General features: G+C 64.1%; 21 protein-coding genes and 1 pseudogene. 7 read left to right on the plus strand and 15 right to left on the minus strand.

What is annotated here, in order from left to right; genetic code table 11:
- The first annotated feature begins 21 nt into the window (after window positions 1–21).
- Window positions 22–657: a TetR/AcrR family transcriptional regulator gene (locus ACFSX5_RS04750; RefSeq protein ID WP_386832142.1), complete on the plus strand. Its 636-nt coding sequence runs from the start codon at window positions 22–24 to the stop codon at window positions 655–657.
- Between the two features lie 35 nt (window positions 658–692).
- On the opposite strand, the gene ACFSX5_RS04755 is transcribed toward ACFSX5_RS04750, so the two are convergent.
- Together ACFSX5_RS04755 and ACFSX5_RS04760 are read right to left on the minus strand one after the other, a co-directional pair.
- Entirely contained in the window at window positions 693–1628 is a 936-nt protein-coding gene (locus ACFSX5_RS04755; RefSeq protein WP_386832143.1) for a LysR family transcriptional regulator, read from the minus strand.
- A gap of 129 nt (window positions 1629–1757) precedes the next feature.
- The gene (locus ACFSX5_RS04760) at window positions 1758–2366 is read right to left on the minus strand and encodes an NADPH-dependent FMN reductase (RefSeq protein ID WP_386832144.1); all 609 of its coding nucleotides are present in this window, start codon (window positions 2364–2366) and stop codon (window positions 1758–1760) included.
- Window positions 2367–2581: 215 nt separating this feature from the next.
- On the opposite strand from ACFSX5_RS04760, the pseudogene ACFSX5_RS04765 reads away from it, so the two are divergent.
- A pseudogene (locus ACFSX5_RS04765) lies at window positions 2582–3354 on the plus strand (LysR substrate-binding domain-containing protein); the annotation flags it as partial.
- A gap of 664 nt (window positions 3355–4018) precedes the next feature.
- Here ACFSX5_RS04765 and pcaF read toward each other — a convergent pair.
- From pcaF to pcaD, 8 genes are read right to left on the minus strand one after another with little or no spacing between them, the layout of a single operon-like run.
- Window positions 4019–5227, minus strand: a complete 1209-nt coding sequence (pcaF, locus tag ACFSX5_RS04770) for a 3-oxoadipyl-CoA thiolase (RefSeq protein ID WP_386832145.1) — start codon at window positions 5225–5227, stop codon at window positions 4019–4021.
- 2 nt (window positions 5228–5229) lie between these two features.
- Window positions 5230–5901 carry a 3-oxoacid CoA-transferase subunit B gene (locus ACFSX5_RS04775; protein ID WP_386832146.1) on the minus strand — a complete coding sequence of 224 codons (672 nt, stop codon included), beginning with the start codon at window positions 5899–5901 and terminating at the stop codon, window positions 5230–5232.
- Window positions 5894–6616 carry a 3-oxoacid CoA-transferase subunit A gene (locus ACFSX5_RS04780; RefSeq protein WP_386832147.1) on the minus strand — a complete coding sequence of 241 codons (723 nt, stop codon included), beginning with the start codon at window positions 6614–6616 and terminating at the stop codon, window positions 5894–5896. The genes ACFSX5_RS04775 and ACFSX5_RS04780 overlap by 8 nt, the downstream gene beginning before the upstream one ends.
- Before the next feature lie 11 nt (window positions 6617–6627).
- Entirely contained in the window at window positions 6628–7662 is a 1035-nt protein-coding gene (locus ACFSX5_RS04785; RefSeq protein WP_386832148.1) for a 3-carboxy-cis,cis-muconate cycloisomerase, read from the minus strand.
- Window positions 7659–8279, minus strand: a complete 621-nt coding sequence (gene pcaG, locus ACFSX5_RS04790) for a protocatechuate 3,4-dioxygenase subunit alpha (RefSeq protein ID WP_386832149.1) — start codon at window positions 8277–8279, stop codon at window positions 7659–7661. The genes ACFSX5_RS04785 and pcaG overlap by 4 nt, the downstream gene beginning before the upstream one ends.
- A complete protein-coding gene (pcaH, locus tag ACFSX5_RS04795) occupies window positions 8279–9025 on the minus strand; it encodes a protocatechuate 3,4-dioxygenase subunit beta (protein WP_386832150.1) in 747 nt (248 codons plus the stop codon). Before pcaH ends, pcaG begins: the two co-directional genes overlap by 1 nt.
- The gene (pcaC, locus tag ACFSX5_RS04800; protein ID WP_386832151.1) at window positions 9022–9411 is read right to left on the minus strand and encodes a 4-carboxymuconolactone decarboxylase; all 390 of its coding nucleotides are present in this window, start codon (window positions 9409–9411) and stop codon (window positions 9022–9024) included. The genes pcaH and pcaC overlap by 4 nt, the downstream gene beginning before the upstream one ends.
- Entirely contained in the window at window positions 9404–10198 is a 795-nt protein-coding gene (gene pcaD / locus ACFSX5_RS04805) for a 3-oxoadipate enol-lactonase (RefSeq protein WP_386832152.1), read from the minus strand. The genes pcaC and pcaD overlap by 8 nt, the downstream gene beginning before the upstream one ends.
- A gap of 148 nt (window positions 10199–10346) precedes the next feature.
- Here pcaD and pcaQ point away from each other — a divergent pair, with 148 nt between their 5' ends.
- Window positions 10347–11282: a pca operon transcription factor PcaQ gene (gene pcaQ / locus ACFSX5_RS04810; protein WP_386832153.1), complete on the plus strand. Its 936-nt coding sequence runs from the start codon at window positions 10347–10349 to the stop codon at window positions 11280–11282.
- On the opposite strand, the gene ACFSX5_RS04815 is transcribed toward pcaQ, so the two are convergent.
- Window positions 11279–12130: a helix-turn-helix domain-containing protein gene (locus tag ACFSX5_RS04815; protein WP_386832154.1), complete on the minus strand. Its 852-nt coding sequence runs from the start codon at window positions 12128–12130 to the stop codon at window positions 11279–11281. The two genes, pcaQ and ACFSX5_RS04815, sit on opposite strands and share 4 nt — an antisense overlap.
- Before the next feature lie 72 nt (window positions 12131–12202).
- On the opposite strand from ACFSX5_RS04815, the gene pobA reads away from it, so the two are divergent.
- From pobA to ACFSX5_RS04830, 3 genes are all read left to right on the plus strand, one after another.
- Window positions 12203–13360 (plus strand): 4-hydroxybenzoate 3-monooxygenase, encoded by a 1158-nt coding sequence (gene pobA, locus ACFSX5_RS04820; protein WP_386835579.1) that lies wholly within the window; start codon window positions 12203–12205, stop codon window positions 13358–13360.
- 72 nt (window positions 13361–13432) lie between these two features.
- The gene (locus tag ACFSX5_RS04825) at window positions 13433–14479 is read left to right on the plus strand and encodes an aromatic ring-hydroxylating dioxygenase subunit alpha (protein WP_386832155.1); all 1047 of its coding nucleotides are present in this window, start codon (window positions 13433–13435) and stop codon (window positions 14477–14479) included.
- A 59-nt stretch (window positions 14480–14538) separates the two neighbouring features.
- Window positions 14539–15477, plus strand: coding sequence for a PDR/VanB family oxidoreductase (locus ACFSX5_RS04830; protein WP_386832156.1), 939 nt, complete (start codon window positions 14539–14541; stop codon window positions 15475–15477).
- A 12-nt stretch (window positions 15478–15489) separates the two neighbouring features.
- On the opposite strand, the gene ACFSX5_RS04835 is transcribed toward ACFSX5_RS04830, so the two are convergent.
- Window positions 15490–15954: a MarR family winged helix-turn-helix transcriptional regulator gene (locus ACFSX5_RS04835; RefSeq protein ID WP_386832157.1), complete on the minus strand. Its 465-nt coding sequence runs from the start codon at window positions 15952–15954 to the stop codon at window positions 15490–15492.
- 249 nt (window positions 15955–16203) lie between these two features.
- Here ACFSX5_RS04835 and ACFSX5_RS04840 point away from each other — a divergent pair, with 249 nt between their 5' ends.
- Window positions 16204–17226 (plus strand): TRAP transporter substrate-binding protein, encoded by a 1023-nt coding sequence (locus ACFSX5_RS04840; protein WP_386832158.1) that lies wholly within the window; start codon window positions 16204–16206, stop codon window positions 17224–17226.
- An 89-nt stretch (window positions 17227–17315) separates the two neighbouring features.
- Here ACFSX5_RS04840 and ACFSX5_RS04845 read toward each other — a convergent pair whose 3' ends face one another.
- From ACFSX5_RS04845 to ACFSX5_RS04855, 3 genes are read right to left on the minus strand one after another with little or no spacing between them, the layout of a single operon-like run.
- Window positions 17316–18515 carry an MFS transporter gene (locus ACFSX5_RS04845; protein WP_386832159.1) on the minus strand — a complete coding sequence of 400 codons (1200 nt, stop codon included), beginning with the start codon at window positions 18513–18515 and terminating at the stop codon, window positions 17316–17318.
- Window positions 18512–19807, minus strand: a complete 1296-nt coding sequence (locus ACFSX5_RS04850) for a TRAP transporter large permease (RefSeq protein ID WP_386832160.1) — start codon at window positions 19805–19807, stop codon at window positions 18512–18514. Before ACFSX5_RS04850 ends, ACFSX5_RS04845 begins: the two co-directional genes overlap by 4 nt.
- Window positions 19804–20322: a TRAP transporter small permease gene (locus ACFSX5_RS04855; RefSeq protein ID WP_386832161.1), complete on the minus strand. Its 519-nt coding sequence runs from the start codon at window positions 20320–20322 to the stop codon at window positions 19804–19806. Before ACFSX5_RS04855 ends, ACFSX5_RS04850 begins: the two co-directional genes overlap by 4 nt.
- Window positions 20323–20371 lie beyond the last annotated feature (49 nt).

Here is a 20371-nt window from a genome sequence, read left to right on the forward strand (position 1 = left end):
AGACGGGCCAGTGAGTACACAATGATGAGAGCGAGCCAGACGCGGCGCACCCAAGAGGAGCGAAGGGAAGAGTCCGAACAGCGCATGCTGGCAGCTGGGGTGCATCTGGTCGCTCAACACGGACCCGAGAAGCTAACGCTGACCGAGGTTGGCAAGAACGCCGGCTATAGCCGCGGTCTTCCCGCGCACCATTTCGGTTCGCGCGAAAGCTATCTCAAGGCGCTCGCCTCCTACGTCGCGATTGAGTTCGACAAGACGCTTCCTGAGGTGAACCAAATATCGGGTCTGGAGGCGGTGCTCGAGATCACGCGGGCGGTGCTGGATCAGCTCGAAGCAGACCGCACACGTGGCCTGGCAACGCAAATCGTCCTGGCCGACCCAAGGAGGGACCGAGCCCTATCCAAGGACATTGCAGAGTTGCGAGACAATACCTTGGCGCTCCTTTCTCGACACATTGCCGATGGCATCAGGAGGGGCGAGATCCGAGCGACCGTGATGCCAGATTTCGCCAGCCTGTTTATCGCAGCCGGTATTTGCGGGCTCATTGACAGCCTCTTGGCCGATGCTCGGTTCAATAGTGCCGCGGGCGGGAAGCAACTGCTCGAACTGATCGAGAATGCGCTTTCTGCGAAAACTAACAGCAGCTCCAGTCCGTGAGAGTGCCGGAGTGTGCCGCCGCCCATAGGCGTCTGCTAGACAGTCGCCGCGCATCCACCGGGTGCGGCAACCAACATCAACTTGGGCAGCTCCTGCGCGAGGAAATCCAGCCAGACACGAACCGCCGGAACGAGCCCGCGGCGCGACGAGAAAACCGCATGGAGGGTACTAGGAGCCGTGTGCCAATCGGGGAGCACGGGCACAAGCGAGCCCCTGTTCAAGGCAGAGGCGGCAACGAACTCGGGCAGCAGCGTCAAGCCGATTCCGGCCTCGGCGTTTGTGCGCAGCACATCGAAGCTCGTGCACATGAGCCGCGGATGATGGACAACCGACGCCACCGCATTCTTCGGCCCGATTAGGGTCCAGGTCACCTCGCCTCGTTCCTCATATTGGGTGAGCGTCGGAATTCTGGCGATGTCTTCGACCCTCAGCGGCGCGGGCCAAGTCTCCAGAAGCGCTGGACTGGCAACCAAGACGCTTCGTGTCTCGCCGAATTTTCTCACGATCAGGTTCGGGTCGGTGTCGAGCCGCGCCCGGGCGCGCAGGGCGACGTCGACGCCGTCCTCGACGAGGTCCGCTGGGCGGTTGATCACCTTCAGTTGCACCTTCACCTTCGGATAGAGCTGCAGAAAGCGCGGCAGGAGGTTGATGACCAAGTCCTGAATGAGGCCCTGTGGGCAGGCGACGCGCACGAAGCCGTTTGGCTCCGCCTGCGCCTGTGCCGCCGAAGCCGCTGCCGCGTCCGCGCTCGCCAGCATGGCTTCCACCTGAGCGAAAACCTCGACCCCAACCTGCGTCAGGCGCAGGCTGCGCGTCGTTCGTTCCAGCAACCGGACGCCCATTGCCTCTTCCAGCATGGCCACGCGCTTGCTCAGCGTTGCCTTGGGAATGCCACTCGCTCTCGCTGCGGCGCTGAAGCCTTTGTGCAGCGACACCGTGTGAAAGAAGTAGAGATCATTCAGATCGAGCATGCAGATGCCTGGCCATGGTTCGGAAGCTCGCAAGGCCTCCAAGCGATGGAGGCCTAACGAGTTTGCAGGCTATTGCAGAACCTGAAAAACCCGCAACGAGTATGCCCATTGCGGGCTCGTCCGGAGCGGTCAGGCAGCCTGGCGGGCGTCGGCTTCCCGGGCCGCCTTGAGGACGCGGGCATACCATGAGAGCTGGCCGAGTGTGTCCTTGACCGAATTGGCGAGGATGGGATCCAGCGCCTCGATGGGCTCCATCTGCGGGTTGTTCGGAATGACCCGGTAGAAATCGGAGCCGCCGATGTGAACGGCCGAGCGCACGGGCACCATCTGCAGTTCCACGGCGATCGGCCGAAGGTGCTCGGCAGCGCGTGCGCCGCCCGTCGTGCCATAGGCGACCATGCCCATGGGCCTGTTGTTCCAGCCTACATAGTCCTGGTCGAGGGCGTTCTTGAGTGCTGCAGTGATGGACCGATTATATTCGGCAACGACGAACACATAACCATCGTAGCTCTGGACCTTATCCTGCCAGCGAAGGGCGCGCGGGTCCTTGGACGGGATCCACATGTTCGAGGCAGCTTCATCGAAGAACGGGAGCTCGTAGTCGCGCAGGTCGACCAGTTCGGTGTCAAAATCGTCGCGCGCCTTCATCTTGGAGAGCATCCAGCGAGCCGGGACATCTGCCCAGCGGGACTGACGTGTCGAGCCGATGATGAGGGCGATCTTGGGTTTGTGTGTCATGTGTGTTTCTCATTGACAGGGGGGCTGGCGTGGCGCCTGACGCCTCCGGGCCCAACTAATCGGACCGGTCCGGAGGTCAGAAGATGGCGCCCGTGGAAGCTTTGTCTCCGGAGGAGACAAAGCTTGCGTGGTTCTGCGCAGAGGCTAGCCGATGGGGCGCAGCGTATCCTTGTCGACAAAGAGGATGGTCCGCTTGCCGGCGTCGTTCCTGGTTTCGACGCGGACGACGTCGCCCCACTCGCACGACGCGCAGTGTGTCCTTGACCGATGCGGGACGCCTCTTCATCGAACGGGTCGGCCCCGCAGTCGCCGATATCAGGGGGCGATCGACGCCGCACAATCGCTTCAGGATGTTCCCTCGGGAACCCTGCGCATCAACGCCTTCGCCTCCGCTGCCCGGGAGGTGATGGCGCCGCTCATCCTCCCATTCGCCAAACGCTACCCAAAAGTTCACATCGATCTCGTGACCGAGGGGCGTGTCGTGGACGTCGTCGCGCAGGGATTCGACATGGGTATCCGCCCAGCCGATCTCGTGCCGAGCGACATGATTGCCATTCCCCTTGGTCCCAGGAGAGCCAATGCCGTCGTCGCCTCGCCGGAGTACTTCCGGCGTCACGGTCGCCCCGAAGCGCCGGCTGATCTTCTCGATCATTCCTGCATCAGGGTTCGGTTGCCGAACAACGCCCTCTACCGCTGGCGCTTCGAAAAAGGCGGCAAGACCGTGCAGGTGGATGTCACCGGCCCAATGACACTCGATGAATCGAGCCTGGCCCGCCTTGCCGTTCTCGATGGCCGTGGCATCGGGTTCTTCATGGAAGCAGACGTGCGGGACGACATCGCGGCTGGCCGGCTCGAGCAGGTATTGGCGGATTGGATGCCGGAGGTCGCGCCTCTCAGTCTCTACTATCCGGGTCGCAGGAATCCCTCCGCTGCCTTCAGCGCCTTCATCCAGGCCGCCCGGGAATTCGGGGCGAGGCCAAGGCGCTGAAATCTGGTGGTGCAGGCATCAATGAGTTGGCGGCGATCACTACGACATCGAACTTGGCACCGAAATCGAGAGTCTCGCATGGTCACTTCCGCTATCGCGGAGCCGTGCGCCAAAAGCAGAATGTCCGCCTCCCACCCCTTCCCTGCCGACGACCGATCTGAGTGCATCTGACGATGCAAGCTCCGCATGCGCCTGACAAAGACAACGGCAAAGCAATGGTAGTCCATGGCACACTGTGCGCCGTACGTGACTTGGCTAGGCTGGGCTGCTTCGGGCCACTTCTAGCTCGAGACCAAGGATCCCCGTACCGTTTCTCAAGCAATTGGTCGCAACGACAAAAGCAGAGCCCATGGGCTGCTCGAGCGCGTCTTCCGGTGCGCCGACAAGCAGAATCCACAAAGCTTCCTTCATCTAGAAAAGCGTTACCAATCTGCGGAAAACTGTCACAAAGTGATAGAGTAACGGGGGTGTTTAGGGGGTACTTCCCATCGGACTTTGAGTCTGATGGTTTCCGTCCTTGATTTGTTCCATTGCACACTTAGCTGGGGGCGTAGTTGCACCAAAGAAGCTCTGTGCCTCCAGCGGTCCCTCGGTACGGACTCGCGGCGACCAGGGGGCCGTAAGCCGACCGCCCCCTTAAGCATCACAAGTGGAGAAGCTTCAACTACACGCGCTCGAGCGCGACTGCGATACCCTGCCCCACACCGATGCACATCGTGGCGAGGGCTCGTCGGTCGCCGGTGAGGCTCAGTTGCAGTGCAGCGGTGCCGGCCACACGCGCCCCGCTCATGCCGAGCGGATGGCCCAGCGCGATGGCGCCGCCATTGGGGTTGATGTGCTCCGCATCTTCGGGCAGGCCAAGTGCCCGCAGCACCGCGATGCTCTGGCTGGCGAAGGCTTCGTTGAGCTCGATATGGTCGAAGTCCGTCGGCTTGAGGGCCAGGCGTTCGCAGAGCTTGCGGGTGGCGGGCGCCGGTCCCATACCCATGATCCGCGGCGGCACACCGGCAGCGGCCCCGCCCATGACGCGGGCCAGCGGCGTCAGGCCATAGCGGGCAATGGCGGCCTCGCTGGCGATCAGCAGCGCGGCGGCACCGTCGTTGACGCCGGACGCGTTGCCGGCGGTAACGGTGCCGCCCTCCTTGCGGAACGGCGTCGGCAGCCTGGCCAGAGCCTCGAGCGTGGTATCGCCACGCGGGTGTTCGTCCACCTCGACCAGTTTCGGGTCACCCTTGCGCTGCGGGATTGCGACCGGCGTGATCTCGCGCGCCAGACGGCCATTCGCCTGTGCGGCAGCGGCGCGCTGCTGGCTGCGCAGGGCGAACCGGTCCTGGTCCTCGCGGCTGATGCGGTACTCTTCGGCCACGTTCTCGCCGGTCTCCGGCATGGAATCGACGCCGTAAAGCGCCTTCATCCGCGGATTGACGAAGCGCCAGCCGATGGTGGTGTCATAGATCTCGGCGTTGCGGGAGAAGGCCGTTTCTGCCTTGGGCATGACGAAAGGGGCGCGCGACATGGACTCGGCGCCACCGGCGATCATCAGCTCGGCTTCCGCGGCACGGATGGCCCGGGCAGCCGTGATCACTGCGTCGAGCCCCGAGCCGCAGAGCCGGTTGATGGTGGTGCCCGGCACGCCGGCGGGCAGGCCGGCCAGCAGCAGGCTCATGCGTGCGATGTTGCGATTGTCCTCGCCCGCCTGGTTGGCATTGCCGAAGATGACGTCGTCCACCGCCTCCCAGTCGACCTGGCGGTTTCTCGCCACCAGCGCGGTGAGGACAATGGCTCCCAGATCGTCCGGCCGCACCGACGACAGCGCCCCGGCAAAGCGGCCGATGGGGGTGCGGATATAGTCGCAGATGAAGGCTTCGGCCATGATCAAACCTCCGGGGCGACGAGGTCGCCAATATGGTCGGGCAGAACGAGTTCGGCTCCGGTGAGTGCCTGGAGTTCATCCACGCTCATGCCCGCCAGCTTCTCGCGCAAGACGAAGCGGCCATTCTCGATGTCGATGACGGCAAGGCTCGTATAGACCCGGGTGACGCAGCCGACGCCGGTCAGCGGCAGGCTGCAGCGCTTCACCAGCTTGGGCCGGCCATCCTTGGTGAGGTGATCGGTGATGACGGCAACGCGCTTGGCGCCATGAACAAGGTCCATCGCACCGCCGACCGCAGGAACGCCTTTCGGCCCCGTCGACCAGTTGGCAAGATCGCCATTCTCCGCCACCTCGAAGGCGCCCAGGATGGCGACGTCGAGATGCCCGCCGCGCACCATGGCGAAGCTGTCGGCATGGTGGAAGAAGGCTGCACCCGGCTTCAGCGTCACCGCCTTCTTGCCGGCATTGATGAGGTCCCAGTCTTCCTCGCCCGGCGGCGGTGACTCGCCGAAATTCAGGATGCCGTTCTCGGTGTGAAAGATCGCCTGCCGGCCCGGCGGCTGGAACTTGGCGACCATCTCCGGAAAGCCGATCCCGAGATTGACATAGGCGCCGTCCTCGATGTCCTGCGCGGCGCGCCAGGCGATCTGGGCGTTGGAGAGCTTGTCAGACATAGGCCACGCCCTCGCGCATCAGGTCCTCTTCCTGCCGGGCATTCGGCACCTCTACGACCCTGTCGACGAAGATCGAGGGCGTGACGACGTGCTCCGGATCGATCTCACCGGGTGAAACGACCCGGCTGGCCTGCACCACGGTCACCGCCGCGGCGGCCGCCATCAGCGGCGAGAAATTGCGCCCCGCGGCACGATAGGTGAGATTGCCCATGCGGTCCGCCAGTTCAGCCTTGATCAACGCCACATCGGCCTTGAGCCAGCGCTCCTGCACATACATGCGTCCGTCGAACTCCGCCGTCGGCTTGCCCTTGGCCAGATCGGTTCCGTAGCTGGTCGGCGTGTAGAAGGCAGGAATCCCCGCCCCACCGGCGCGGATGCGTTCGGCCAGCGTGCCCTGCGGGACCACCTCGAGTTCAATCTCGCCGGCCAGGTATTTGTCGGTGAAGGCGCGCGGGTCTGCCGATCGTGGGAACGAGCAGATCATCTTGCGCACCATGCCGGCGTCGATCATTGCCGCCAGCCCCACACGCCCATTGCCGGCATTGTTGTTGACCACCGTGAGGTTGCCCGGGCTTCCCGTCTGCCGGAAGCGGTCGATGGTGGCGTGGATCAGCTCGATCGGGGCACCCGAGCCGCCGAACCCGCCGATCATCACCGTCATGCCGTCTTCGATGCAGTTCACCGCGGCGGCGACATCCGCAACCGTCTTGTCCATCGTCAGTCCTTCTATTCGGTGCCGAACCGGAGCTGGTCCAGCAACTGCAATGCGAGGCGGAGACCCGCCCCCGCAGTCACCGCCATCTGCGGCAGCACCATCCACTCCAGCGTCCAGGCGGCGCCGGAGCGCTCGTTCTCGTGCACCATCGCCTGGTTGAGCGTGCCCGACAGACCCGCATTGAATCGCGCCAGGCTCACGAGCACCTCGGCCGCGACCGGATTGTTCTTGTGCGCCATGGCGGAGGAGCCCCCACCGCCGGCGATCTGCACCGCAGCAACTTCCGACTGCGTCAGCAAGGCGATATCTGCCCCCATTTTGCCTAGCGAACCGCTGATCAGCGCCAGCAGGGAGCCAAAGGCAACGACCGGGTCGCGCGTCGCATGCCAGGGTGAAGCCAACCCGAGGTCGAGCTTTTGCGACAGCAGGCGGGCGATGGTGTCTCCCCTGCCCGCAAAGCTGCCACGATCGCCGACCGGGCCGCCCAGTTGCACTACAAGCAGGGTGCGGCGGGCAGCGACAAGGGCCGCCTGATAGCGGACCAGAGGCTCGCTCCAGCTGCGGAACTTGTCGGACCATGTCGTCGGCAGCGCCGCCTGCATCCGCGTGTGGGCCATCAGCGGGCGGGCGCCATGCTCATCCCGAAGTGCATCCAGTCGCGACTGCACGGCGGCGAGGCGCTGTTCCAGCACATCGAGCACCTTGGCCAGCTGCAGCATCAGCGCCGTATCGATCGCATCCTGGCTCGTTGCCCCCTGGTGGAGCGCAGCCCGATGCTCTTCGGGCAGATGCGCCCGCAACTGCTTCACCAAGGCAGGCACAACCACACCGTCGCGCCGCATGCCCTCTGCAAGGTCAGCCCAATCCGCTTCGAACCCTGCCGCCGCACCAGCAACGGCAGCAGCAGCTTCGGCGGCGATCAGCCCGGCTTCGGCCGAAGCGTCCGCCAGGGCCACTTCGAAACGCACCATGGCGTCGACCTGTGCCGCATCCGACAGGAGCGCTGCGATTTCGTCGTCACCGGTGAGGGCCGATAGGATGCTCATACGTCGAAAAACACCGTCTCGTTTTCACCCTGCAGGTGGATGTCGAGAGTGTAGCGCGGCACGGCACCATCCTCACGCTGCGCAATCAGCGTCTGGCGCCGACGCGGATCGGGAATGCGGTTGAGCACGTAGTCCGTAGCGTTGGCTTCGGCCTCGTCTGCGAAGTACAGCCGGGTCTGCAGTCCGATATTGATGCCGCGAGCGACGATCCACAGCAGCACATGCGGGGCCTGCAGCGACCCGTTCGGCCCAGGCGCCGGGCCGGGCTTGATGGTTTCGAAGGCGGCGACCCCCTGCTCGTTGGCCGGCTGGCGGCCCCAGCCGGTGAAGGCCGGCACGGAATTGCTGTTGGGCGACATCGGTGCAACGAAGCTGCCGTTCGCATCGGCCTGCCAGATTTCAACGACACCATCGCCGACAGGAGCTCCCGCACCATCGATGATGCGAATGGCGAGCGCGATCCGCTCCCCCTCGACAGCGCCGTTGATCATCGTGGCGCCCGGATCGGCGGAATAGACACCAGTGATGCCGCAGAAATTCGGCGTCATGCCGATATGAACATAGGGGCCCGCTGTTTGCGACGGCGTTTCCCTGAGGCTCGGCGTCTTGTGCAGCATCAGTTCCCCTCCAGCTTGTTCTCGAACATGGTCGAGCGACGACCGCGCAGCACGATGTCGAAGCGATAGGCCAGCGCGTCCATCGGGGTGGTGTTGTGCCGATCGAGCCGGGCGATCAGCTGGTCGATGCCAGCCGGGTCCGGAACGGTGCGAACAATCGGGCACTGCCAGATCATCGGATCACCCTCGAAATACATCTGGGTGATCAGCCGCTGGGCAAAGGCATGGCCGAAAACCGAGAAGTGGATGTGGGCAGGACGCCAGTCATTGCCCCCATTGGGCCACGGATAGGCGCCGGGCTTGATCGTGCGGAAGTGGTAGAATCCGTTCTCGTCGGTGATGGACCGACCGAAGCCGCCGAAGTTCGGATCGAGGGCGGCGAGATAGCCTTCCTTCTTGTGGCGATAGCGACCGCCGGCATTGGCCTGCCAGTATTCCACCAGCGTGTTCGGCACCGGCCGCGCATTCTCGTCCAGAACCTGCCCATAGACGATGATCCGCTGCCCGATAGCCTCGGTGCCGTCCTGGCTGAAGTTGCGGATCAGGTCGTTGTCGAGCGGACCCAGCTTTTCGTGACCGAAGGTCGGCCCGGTCATCTCCGATTGCGTCGGGCCGAGCGCCAGCAGACTGTGCTTGGGCGCCCGGAAGGTTGTGCTTTTGTAGCCGGGCGTGTCCGCCTGCGGATGCCACGCGCGGTCGCGCTGGAACAGAATCCCGTCTGCTCCCGGCAAGATGATTCCACTCATTCCGCCGCCTCCTGAAGCTTGGCCAGTTCCTGCTTGGCGATGCGGAAGGCCGCATTTGCAGCGGGCACGCCGGCATAGATCGCCACGTGCAGCAGCGCCTCCTTGATGTCTTCGGCTGTCGCCCCCGTGTTGGCTGTCGCCCGCACATGCATCGCAAATTCCTCCTCGTGTCCAAGCGCCGCCAGCAGCGCCAGCGTCAGCAGCGAACGCTCGCGGCGCGGGAGCCCCGGCCGCGACCATACCGATCCCCAGGCACCCTCGGTGATCAGGGTCTGGAAGTCATCGTCGAAATCGGTCTTTCGCGCCGTCGCACCATCGACGTGCTTGTCGCCCAGCACGGCACGCCGCGTGACCATGCCGCGCTCGAACAGGGGCGATTTAGCCATGGCCAAGCTCCTCAAGAAAGCGATTGATGATGTCCGCCAGCGCCGCAGGTTGTTCGATGCTGGGAACGTGACCCACTCCCGCCATCACCTCGAAACGAGCGCGCGGGATGGCGTCAGCACAAGCGCGTACGAGTTCGACCGGCGTCGCCAGATCCGCGTCACCTGCGACGACCACCGTCGGCCGATCGATCCTGCCGATGTCTCGGCTGAGGTCGGTGTCGCGCAGCGTGGCGCAGGTGCTCACATAGCCCTCGCGGTCCGACCGGAGCAGCAGGTTGCGCCAGCCGGCGAGTTCGACGGGGCGGCCGCTGCGGAAACCCGGGCTGAACCAACGTTCCATGATGGCATCGGCAATGGCGGCGACCCCGCCCTGCGTCACGGCATCCATGCGAGCATTCCAGAAGGTGGCGTCGCCAATCTTGGGAGCGGTGTCGCAAAGCACCTGCCCCACCAGTCGTCCGGGTGCGCGGAGCGCGAAGCCTTGGCCGATCAGGCCTCCCACCGAGACGCCGATCAGAACGAGCTTGCCGGCTCCACAATGATCAAGCAGCCCCTCGAGGTCGGCCAGGTGATCGTCGAGGCTGTACGGCCCCGGGGGCGTATCGCTGAGGCCATGCCCGCGCTTGTCATAGGTTAGACAGCGGTACCGGCCGGCAAGATGGGTCACTACGTCATCCCAGATGCGCAGGTCAGTGCCCAGCGAGTTCACGAACACCAGCAGCGGCGCATCGGCCGGCCCGCTGAGCCGATAATGCAGCACGACATCGTTGATGCGAGCAAAAGCCATGAGATCCCCCTCCGCGGCAGTTCTAGAGGGATGGCGTCGGGACTGTAAAATGATATGTCTCCGGAGACACATAACCCTGAGATTATCGAGATGCGGTCCCAAGCCGACCATTGGGCCGGATCGGCAGCAACACATAACCGGCAACGGCATGAGCAAGCCCATCATCGATCCGCGCATCCGGCTGAGGCACATCGTGTGCTTTCTCGAAGTGGCGCAACGGCGCTCGATGGCCGGCGCGGCCGAGGCCCTCAACGTCAGCCAGCCTGCCGCCACCAAGACCATCCAGGAACTTGAGGCGCTGTTGGAGGGCCAGCTCTTCGACCGCACGCGGCGCCGGCTCTCCCTGACCACCTTCGGCGAAGTGTTCCTCCAATATGCCTCCACCAGCCTGGCGGCCCTGCGGCAGGGGATCAATGCGGCCCGCGGAGTCGGTGAAGCAACCGTCGTGCGTGTCGGCGCCCTACCCACGGTGTCGGCGCGGGTGCTGCCCGAGGCGGTGCGGGCCTTCTCCGAAAAATCCACCGGCGCCGTCACGCGCATCGTCACCGGACCAAACGGCTATCTGCTGTCGCTCCTGCGCACCGGTGACGTCGATCTGGTGATCGGCCGCATGGCGGAGCCGAACGCCATGGTGGGGCTCGCCTTCGAGCATCTCTATTCTGAGCGCGTCGTGCTGGCGGTTCGTCCGGGTCACCCGGTGCTGCAGCAGCCCGATTTCAGCCTCCGCATGATCGAAGGCTACCAGACTCTCATGCCGACGCCCGACTCCGTCATACGGCCGCTGGTCGAACGCATTCTCCTTGCCCAGGGCGTGACGCAGTTGCGCACCGAGATCGAAACGGTGTCGAACGCCTTCGGCCGGTCCTATGTTCGCCAGACCGACGCGATCTGGATCATCTCGGAGGGCGTGGTGGCCAACGACCTCGCCGAGGGGCAACTGGCGGTGCTGCCCGTCGACACCAGCGAAACCATGGGCCCGGTTGGCTTCACGACCCGCATCGACACCGCGCCGAGCCTTGCCGCCACCGAGTTGATGCAGGCCGTGCGCAACGTCACCCGCGAGTTGCGGGGCGAAGACGACTAGCGTTTCAGGATTTGCCGGCGCAGATGGGCAGGGGACACCCCGAACAGGCGGGTCATGTAGCGGGTGAAGTAGGCCGGATCATCGTAGCCGAGCTGCGCTCCGATCTGCTTGATGGTGAGCGTCGTGAACAAAAGCTGCCGCCGCGCCTCCACGGCGATGCGCTGCTCGATCACGGCAAGCGCCGCCTGGCCGAAGACTTCCCGGCAGACCCGATTGAGATGGGTGTGGCTGACTCCCAGATCCGCTGCATAGTCGGAAACGCGCCGGGTCTGTCGAAAGCGGTGCTCGACGAGATCGCGGAAGGCATGCGCGATCTGGCGGCTGCGAACACCGCCCTGAGTTGGGACATCGCTCCTGACGACGCGACGCAAAGCGACGAGCAGCAGCATCAGATGCGCGCGCATGGCGACGTCATGCGCAACGCCGGGCCGGTCCGCCTCCTCTATCAGCCGCTGCAGCGCCGCTCCGATCTGACTGCACTCTCCCGTCACAACAGCGGCCTCGGGGCGGGGCAGGCCCAACCCTTCGAGGTCTCGCTCGATCAGGGTCACCACCACGCCGCGCACGTCACGGCTGAAGCTGTAGGCGTGCACCGTTCCGGCAGGCACCACCACCACGCTTTCCGGCAGCAACGCCGTTCGATGGCTATCCAGCACCACCTCTCCGTCGCCGTAGGTCAGATGCAGTACCTGCAGGAACCGGTCATGCCGGTGCGGAGAGATGCGGTAATCGTGCAGGCGGCTGCGGGCCTGGATGGTTTCCCAATGCAGCCAATCCTGTTGCCGCTCGCCTGCCGCTTCGCCGTATAGGGCGTAGGTGGGAATCTCCTGCATGTTCAGATAGTGCAAGAGATTGTGTGCCGAGTCCATTCAAGCCCGCCCCTGTCCGTGCATCCTAACATGCAAGAGGGGGAGGAAATGATGCGCACGCAGGTGGCAATCATCGGATCAGGCCCAGCCGGCCTCATGCTGGGGCAGTTGTTGACCCTGGCCGGAATCGACAATGTCATTCTCGAGCGCAAGAGCGCCGACTATGTCCTTGGCCGTATCCGCGCCGGCGTTCTCGAACAGGGTTCGGTCGAGCTGTTGCAGCGGGCCGGAGTGGCCGGCCGCCTGCACCGCGAAGGGTTGGTGCACCATGGCACCGACCTGAGCTTCGACGGGGACCGGCTGCGCATCGACTTCACCGGCCTGGTCGGGCGCCATGTCACCGTCTACGGGCAGACCGAGGTCACCCGCGACCTGATGGCCGCGCGAACCGCCACATCGGTCTATGAGGCCGAAGACGTCGAACTGCACGATTTCGATGGCCAACCCTGGGTCACGTGGAAAAAGGACGGCGTCACCCACCGCCTCGACTGCGACTACATCGCCGGCTGCGACGGATACCACGGCGTCAGCCGCGCCAGCATACCCTCCGACGCGCTGACGACATTCGAGCGGGTCTACCCCTTCGGTTGGCTCGGCGTGCTGGTCGACAAGCCACCGGTGGCCGAAGAGCTCATCTATGCTCACCACGAGCGCGGCTTCGCCCTGTGCTCGCAGCGCTCTCCGACGCGCAGCCGCTACTATGTGCAGGTGCCGGCGGACGAGAAGGTCGAGAGCTGGAGCGATGATCGGTTCTGGGATGAGCTGCGGCGGCGCCTCGATCCGGCTACAGCCGAAGCGATGCAGACCGGTGCGTCGATCGAGAAGTCGATCGCGCCGCTCCGCAGTTTCGTCGCCGAACCGCTCCGCTTCGGCAAACTGTTCCTGTCTGGTGACGCCGCCCACATCGTGCCGCCTACCGGAGCCAAGGGGCTGAATCTGGCCATGAGCGATGTCGCCATGCTGGCCGATGCGCTGATCGAGTTCTATGCCGAGCGCTCATCCGCCGGGTTGGACAACTATTCGGCCAAGGCGCTGTCACGAATCTGGAAGGCAGAGCGCTTCAGCTGGTGGATGACATCGCTGCTGCACACCTTCCCGGAGAATGGCCCGTTCGGCCGCCGTATCCAGCGGGCCGAGTTCGATTATCTCAGCGGCTCGGTCGCCGCCCAGCAGAGCCTTGCGGAGAATTACACAGGCCTGCCCGCCTGATCGTGGCGCTCCCCCTCTAGGCTCCCTCGTTCCACAATGTTATACATCATAGCAATGTGAGGAGGAGATCACATGGAGAACCCGAACTACCCACTGAACGTGTGGTACGCAGCTGCGTGGGATGTTGAGGTCAAGCGCAGCCTGTTGCCGCGGACCATCTGCAACAAGCCGGTGGTTCTTTACCGCAAGCAGGACGGGACGCCGGTCGCTCTTGCGGACGCATGCTGGCACCGTTTGCTGCCGCTCTCCATGGGGGAACTGCACGGCGACAACGTCATCTGCGGCTATCACGGCCTTGAGTTCGATGACACCGGACGCTGCGTCTACATGCCGTCGCAGGACACTATCAATCCCTCGGCCTGCGTGAAGTCCTACCCCATTGTGGAGCGTCACCGCTTCATCTGGGTCTGGATGGGTGACCCAGCACTCGCCGACCCTGCGCTGGTGCCGGATCTGCACTGGAACAAGGACCCCGAATGGGCCTCGGATGGCAAGTACATCCACGCCAAGTGCGACTACCGCCTCGTAGTCGACAACCTGATGGACCTCACCCACGAGACCTATGTGCACGGATCGTCGATCGGCAACCGCGCGGTGGCTGAAGCACCCTTCGAATGCACGCACACCGACAAGACGGCGACGGTGACGCGCTGGATGCTGGACATCGACGCTCCCCCATTCTGGCGGGGTCAGTTGGGCAAGCCGGGCAATGTCGATCGCTGGCAGATCATCAACTTCGAGGCCCCATCCACCATTGCCATCGACGTGGGCGTGGCGCCGACCGGCACTGGCGCCCCACAGGGAGACCGGAGCCAGGGCGTGAACGGCATGGTGCTCAACACTATGACGCCGGAAACGGACAAGACCTGCCACTACTTCTGGGCCTTCGCCCGCAACTACAAGATCGACGAGCAGGCCCGCACTCACAACCTGCGCGAGGGTGTCTACGCCATTTTCGGCGAGGACGAGATCATTCTCGAGGCGCAGCAGAAGGCAATCGACGCCAACCCGGACCACGTCATCTACAACCTTAATATCGACGCCGGCTCGATGTGGGCCCGCCGCCTGATCGACCGCATGATTGCCGAGGAAACTGCCATGCGCAGTGCGGCCGAATGAGCGCTGTAGGCAGGGAGGCGTGCTAGATGCGCAACCGGGTAGAGTGGCGGAATGCCCGCGTGTCGGACATCCGCGCCGTTGCCGACGATGTGCGGCGCATCGCCTTTGCAGTGGAAGGGAGCCTGCCGCGGTTTGATCCGGGCTCCCACACCAATGTACGCGTTGAAATCGGCGGACAGGCGGCCAACCGCACCTATACGGTCGTGCCCTCCGCGCCCTCCGAGATCGCTGTCGCGGTAAAGCTGCATCCGCAGAGCCGCGGCGGCTCCCGCTACATGTGGGGCCTCGAGCCAGGACAACCGGTCAGGCTGACAGTGCCGGAAAATCGCTTCGAGCTGAGTTTCCGCACCGACCACTACCTGCTTCTTGCAGGAGGGATCGGCATCACCCCCATCTATGGGATGGCCAAGGCGCTGACGGCGCGGAACTGCTCGCTGCGTGTGGTCTATGCCGCGCGGACCCGCGGGTTGATGGCCTTCACCGATGAACTGACCGAACTCCTCGGCGACCGGCTGGTGTTGCGTGACAACTCGGTTGGGGAGCACATCGATCTCGCGGCAGAGTTTGCAAATCTTCCGCCCGATGCGGAGTGCTACCTCTGCGGGCCAATTGGGATGCTGGAGGCCGCGAAGGCCGCCTGGGCGGCAGCAGGCCGTTCCACCAGTCGTTTGCGATACGAGGTGTTCGGCGACAGCGGGCTCTTTGCCGAAGAGGCGTTTACCGTCGACGTGCTCAACCGCGACATCTCAGTGTCAGTCCGGCCGGATCAGACGCTTCTGGAGGCGCTCACGTCTGCGGGCGTGCAGATGATCTTCGACTGCCAGCGCGGCGAATGCGGGCTTTGCGCGGTGAAGGTCGTCGAGACCAGCGCCACCATAGATCACCGTGACGTCTTCCTCTCCGCCGAGGAGAAGAGCCATGGTGATCGCCTCTGCGCCTGCGTGTCACGGCTGGCCGGTGGACGTGCCCTCATCGACGTGGGCTATCGACCTGATTAATCGAGGTGACGATCAAGTCAGGCGTTGCAGCAGGTCAAGCAACTGCTCGCGCTTGGCTGGTCCGCCCAGTCGCTCGATGAACTCTCGCTCCAGCTCGTCATGAAGAGCGCGCGCTCGAGCGAGAAAGCTGCGCCCCACCGGCGTCAGATGCAGTGCATTGGCGCGCCGATCGCTCGCAATGTTCAGCCGTTCGATCAGCCCCCGGGCTTCTAGGCCTTGGGCGAGGGCAACGAAGTTGGCCCGCTTGATCCCGAGTGCCGCTGCGATCTCGCTCTGCTTGCGGCCGGGTGAATCGTCCACCAGCACCAGCACGGCGTATTCGGCAGGCCGGATAGCCAGCGTCTCGAAGACTGCCGCGAACCGCTGGAAAACGCTCAGCTGCGCGCGCCGGAGGCGGTAACCGATCAGCCCAAGGCTTTCCTCGAGTTGGACCCCGGCTTCATCCGTCAGTTTCGCTGCAGCTGTTGCTGGCGACATGCTGTTCTCCGGAGTTGGTGACTGCTTGCTGCAATCTGAAGGCGTTGTTATACAACATAACAGTTTGGGGTCTGGTGTCATCAGGCAGGACTGCGAAGCACTGCACGGCGCCGCCTCACCCGAAACACCCTGGCAGATCGGCCGAAGTTTTAACGGCCGGCCGCCAGTCTGCTATCTGGCACGCCACTGAGGATCTGGTGTGTGGGAGTCAAGGACCGGGCATCACTCGGTCACCCTTAGGGAGGAACTATGAAAAAGATCAGTCTTGTACTCGGTGCGCTGGCCGCCCTGGCCATGTCCACCACCAGCTTTGCCCAGGAAGTTACCCTGCGCATTCACCAGATGCTGCCGGCCCAAGCCACCATCCCTGCCCAGGCGATTGTGCCGTGGGCGGAAATGGTGACGGAAGCTTCGGGCGGCCGCATTGCGTTCGAACACTACCCGGCGATGCAGCTCGGCGGCGTTCCGGCCGACCTCTACGACCAGGCCAAGGACGGCGTCGTGGACATCGTCTGGACCATTCTCGGGTACACGCCCGGCCGCTTCCCCAAGTCCGAAGTGTTCGAGCTGCCCTTCATGCTGACCACCGGCGAGCAGTCCTCGGCCGCGTTCTACAACTACGTGATGGAATACGCCGCCGACGAAGTGGCCGGCACCAAGGTCCTGGCGCTTCACACGCACGGCCCGGGCCTGTTCCACTCGCAGGAGCCGATCAACTCGCTGGAAGACCTCAAGGGCATGAAGGTCCGTGGTGGCTCGCGCATCATCTCCAACATGCTGCAGCTGCTTGGTGCCGAACCGGTCGGCATGCCTGTGACGCAGACGCCGGAAGCGCTGTCGAAGGGCGTGATCGAAGCGACGACCGTGCCGTGGGAAGTGACCCCCTCGCTGCGTATCGCCGAACTGGTGCGGAACCACACCGGCTTCACCAGCGAGCATGGCCTCTACAGCCAGACCTTCGGCATGTTCATGAACTGGGACAGCTACAACAACCTGCCCGATGACCTGAAGGCAATCATCGACGAGCACTCCGGTCTTGAACTGTCGCGCCAGTTTGGCCGGGTGATGGACAACGGCGATGCCACCGGCCTCAGCCTTGCCGTCCAGGCAGGCAACAACATCGTTCAGCTCGACGCTGACGAGACCGCCCGCTGGATCGCTGCGGCTGAGCCCGCCTACGACGCCTGGTATAAGGAAATGGAAGCCATCGGCGTCGATGGTCCCGCCCTGGTCGAGGCCGCTCGCGCTGCGATCGCCGCCGAGTCCAACTGACGCATTCAGGATGGCCCTGCCCCGCGGGGCCATCCTTTTTGATCCATGCTTCTGGCAGGTGCTGCCAATGCGATACAGCGACATTTCGCCTAGCCCCGAGCCTTGAGCAGGCCCAAACCAGCACCACCCATCACCAGCAGGACGCAGAACCCGGCAACTACGGGAACGTAGGAGCCGGTGAAATCATGCACGTAGCCGGCAACGATCGGCGCCAGCATGGTTCCGGGCACCTGCACCATCATCAGATTGCCCTGCACGGTTGCAAAGCCGGAGCGCCCGAACAGTTCGGCGCACAGGATCAGCACCAGAACCATGGGCGCGCCAGCAGCGACACCCAGCGCCCCGATCACCACCAGCATGGTGCCAAAACTCGGCGCCAGCGCGAAGCTGCCGATGGCAAGTCCCTCCAGAACCAGCAGGGCACCAAGGACGATCGGCAGCGTCGCCGGTAGCACGTGGTCCGCGATATAGCCGGCGAGCAGCCGCACGGGCACCGTGAGCAGCACCATCCCGCCGAACAACGTGGCGGCAAAAACGGGATCCAGCCCGAAATCGGTCATCAACGGCACAAGGTGAACCGACAGGCCGGTCGTCACAGAGGCCTGCGCGGTGAGACCGCCGGCAATGATCCAGAATGCCGGCTGGCGCAGGACGGACCTGGCCGGCGCCGCGGCTTCCCCGCCATCCTTCACTGCGGATGGCGAAACATCGGTCCCCGGCTTTATGCCGAAGAACAGATAGGGGATCGGGATGAGCAGCAGGATGATGCCGCCCCAGATGACGCAGGTCTGCCGCCAGCCGAGATGCTCTATCATGGTCGTGACCAATGGAACGATCAGCGTTGCCACGACGGCTGAGATCGAGAAACGGACCGCCAGCGCCATCCCGCCCTTGTCGGCCGCCGTGGCCACGACGAGCTTGTCGAGCGCCACGGTGAATCCAGCAGCAATGCCGACGGAAAACACCAGCGACCAGACGATGTAGAGCTCGATTTCGGAGCGAACGGCGGCCAGCAGGAACAGCCCGATGGCAGACACCACCATCCCGGCAATGACGATGAGCCGCGTGCCGTAGGCGTCGGTGATCCGGCCGATGGACGGCGAGGCCATGCCAGCCACGAAACGGCCCAGCCCTATGGCTGTGGAAATGGCGCCGCGTCCGGTATCGAGGTCCAACGCCATGGGCTTGAGCAGAGCCGACACAGCGAAAGCCGCAAAGCCATGGCCGAAGCCGGTGAGCACGCCGGAGGTGGAGACCAGGCCCCAGCGTGCCCTGTTTGACCGCGTCATAGATTGGGCAGCCACAGCACCAGGGTCGGGAACGCGATCAACATGGCCACGTGCAGGGCGTCAGCCCCCACGAAGGGCAAGGCTCCCCGGAACATTGTCGTCAACGGGATGTCCTTGACGATGCCGGACAGCACGTAAACGTTCATTCCGACCGGCGGCGTGAGCAGCGCGATCTCGGTCATGCGCACCACCAGCACTCCGAACAGGATGGCATCGAAGCCGAGCGTGGTGATGAGCGGGAAGAACAGCGGAATGGTCAGCGTCATCATCGCCGATGCGTCGAGAACCATTCCCAGAAGGAAATAGACTCCCAGGATCATCAGCAGCACCACCATTGCCGGGAAGCCGCCTTCGGTAACGAAGTTGACGATGTGGAGGGGGATGGTGCTGGCCGTGATGAAGCTGTTGAAGACCATGGCCCCAAAGAGGATGCCGAAGATCATTCCGGTGGTCTTGAGCGTCGAGTAGATCGCAATCTTGGCGTTCTCCACGGTCAGCCGCCGGCGGATGATCGCGATGACCAGCGCACCGGCGGAGCCGATCGCGCCCGCCTCTGTCGGAGTGAACCAGCCGGCGATGATGCCGCCCATCACCAGGGCGAAGAGCGCCACCACCTCCCCGATCTGCAGGAAGCTGCGCATCTTCTCGGCCCAGGTGTATTTGGGCCCGCGTGGCCCTGCCTTGGGATCGACCCGGCACCAGATCGCGATCGCCGTCATGTAGAACAGCGCCAGCAGGATCCCCGGGATGATGCCGGCAGCGAAGAGCTTGCCGATCGAGGTCTCGGTCAGAATGCCATAGATGATGAACATGCCCGACGGCGGGATGAGCGAACCGATTGTGCCGCCGGCAACGACACTGCCGGAGGAGAGCGCGTTGTCATAGCCGTGCTTGCGCATCTCCGGCAGCGCGACGAGCCCCATGGTGGCGGTAGTGGCCAGGCTCGACGCGTTGACGGACGCAAAGCCGGCAGAGGCACCGATAGTTGCCATGGCAAGGCCGCCCCGACGCCTGCCTACCCATTTCGAAGCGAAGTCGAACAGATCCCTGCCGATCCCCGCAGCAAACAGCAGATGCGCCATGAACAGGAACAGCGGCACTGTGCCGATGGCGTGGTTGGTAGCGAGGCTGAAGGTGGTAACGCCGACGCGCACGATGGCAGCGTCGAAGTTGACCAGGATGGCGAACCCCGCTGCCCCCACCAGGCCCATGGCGAAGCCGATCGGCATGCCGAAGCCGATCATGGTGAAGAGAATTGCGAGGCCGATGAAGCCGACGGTGACCGAGGTCATGCTGAGGTGTCCAGATTGTGCTGTTCGTCCTCAGCGGGGATGCCGCGCAGCAGCTTGTAGCCCTGCCACACCAGAATGACGCAAAGGAGAGCGACTGCAGCGGCCATGCTCCAGCGGAACGGCGCGACAGGAATGTTGATGATGGGCGATAGCTCGTTCTGCGCGCCGCGGCGAATGGCTTCGCGGATGGTCGCCCAGGCAACGACGACCCAGAACAACGACCCGAGAAGCAGCACGGTGCCGTGGATGCCCCGCCGCAGCCGATCGTTCTTTATCAGGTCGACGAACAGCACCGCGCGCGTGTGCTCATGCTGCATGGCCGCATAGGCCAGTGAGATGCTCACCGCAGGGATGAGGAGTAGTTCGGCGATGGCGTAGGTGCCCGGAAAAGCGATGTGCATGGCGCGGAACACCACGGTGACCACGGTAAGCAGCATCAGGCTGAAAATGGCCAGCACACCTATGATGCCCGCGGCTTCACAGATGCGGCGCAGTATGCGGTCGACGAGTTGCATGGTGTGCCCCTGGATCGCGGCTCCCCGCCACCTTGGTGGCGGCGGGGGC

This window comes from Devosia albogilva (assembly GCF_042685625.1).
GTDB lineage: Bacteria > Pseudomonadota > Alphaproteobacteria > Rhizobiales > Devosiaceae > Devosia > Devosia albogilva.

Excerpts from the sequence above, each read along its gene's own strand:
- pcaF (WP_386832145.1), bottom strand. The coding sequence starts at position 5,227 with ATGGCCGAAGCCTTCATCTGCGACTATATCCGCACCCCCATCGGCCGC.
- ACFSX5_RS04840 (WP_386832158.1), top strand. The coding sequence starts at position 16,204 with ATGAAAAAGATCAGTCTTGTACTCGGTGCGCTGGCCGCCCTGGCCATG.
- pcaD (WP_386832152.1), bottom strand. The coding sequence starts at position 10,198 with ATGGCTTTTGCTCGCATCAACGATGTCGTGCTGCATTATCGGCTCAGC.
- ACFSX5_RS04780 (WP_386832147.1), bottom strand. The coding sequence starts at position 6,616 with ATGGACAAGACGGTTGCGGATGTCGCCGCCGCGGTGAACTGCATCGAA.
- pobA (WP_386835579.1), top strand. The coding sequence starts at position 12,203 with ATGCGCACGCAGGTGGCAATCATCGGATCAGGCCCAGCCGGCCTCATG.
- ACFSX5_RS04775 (WP_386832146.1), bottom strand. The coding sequence starts at position 5,901 with ATGTCTGACAAGCTCTCCAACGCCCAGATCGCCTGGCGCGCCGCGCAG.
- ACFSX5_RS04855 (WP_386832161.1), bottom strand. The coding sequence starts at position 20,322 with ATGCAACTCGTCGACCGCATACTGCGCCGCATCTGTGAAGCCGCGGGC.
- ACFSX5_RS04845 (WP_386832159.1), bottom strand. The coding sequence starts at position 18,515 with ATGACGCGGTCAAACAGGGCACGCTGGGGCCTGGTCTCCACCTCCGGC.
- ACFSX5_RS04760 (WP_386832144.1), bottom strand. The coding sequence starts at position 2,366 with ATGACACACAAACCCAAGATCGCCCTCATCATCGGCTCGACACGTCAG.
- pcaH (WP_386832150.1), bottom strand. The coding sequence starts at position 9,025 with ATGAGTGGAATCATCTTGCCGGGAGCAGACGGGATTCTGTTCCAGCGC.
- ACFSX5_RS04850 (WP_386832160.1), bottom strand. The coding sequence starts at position 19,807 with ATGACCTCGGTCACCGTCGGCTTCATCGGCCTCGCAATTCTCTTCACC.
- ACFSX5_RS04785 (WP_386832148.1), bottom strand. The coding sequence starts at position 7,662 with ATGAGCATCCTATCGGCCCTCACCGGTGACGACGAAATCGCAGCGCTC.
- ACFSX5_RS04755 (WP_386832143.1), bottom strand. The coding sequence starts at position 1,628 with ATGCTCGATCTGAATGATCTCTACTTCTTTCACACGGTGTCGCTGCAC.
- pcaG (WP_386832149.1), bottom strand. The coding sequence starts at position 8,279 with ATGCTGCACAAGACGCCGAGCCTCAGGGAAACGCCGTCGCAAACAGCG.
- pcaQ (WP_386832153.1), top strand. The coding sequence starts at position 10,347 with ATGAGCAAGCCCATCATCGATCCGCGCATCCGGCTGAGGCACATCGTG.
- pcaC (WP_386832151.1), bottom strand. The coding sequence starts at position 9,411 with ATGGCTAAATCGCCCCTGTTCGAGCGCGGCATGGTCACGCGGCGTGCC.
- ACFSX5_RS04825 (WP_386832155.1), top strand. The coding sequence starts at position 13,433 with ATGGAGAACCCGAACTACCCACTGAACGTGTGGTACGCAGCTGCGTGG.
- ACFSX5_RS04835 (WP_386832157.1), bottom strand. The coding sequence starts at position 15,954 with ATGTCGCCAGCAACAGCTGCAGCGAAACTGACGGATGAAGCCGGGGTC.
- ACFSX5_RS04750 (WP_386832142.1), top strand. The coding sequence starts at position 22 with ATGATGAGAGCGAGCCAGACGCGGCGCACCCAAGAGGAGCGAAGGGAA.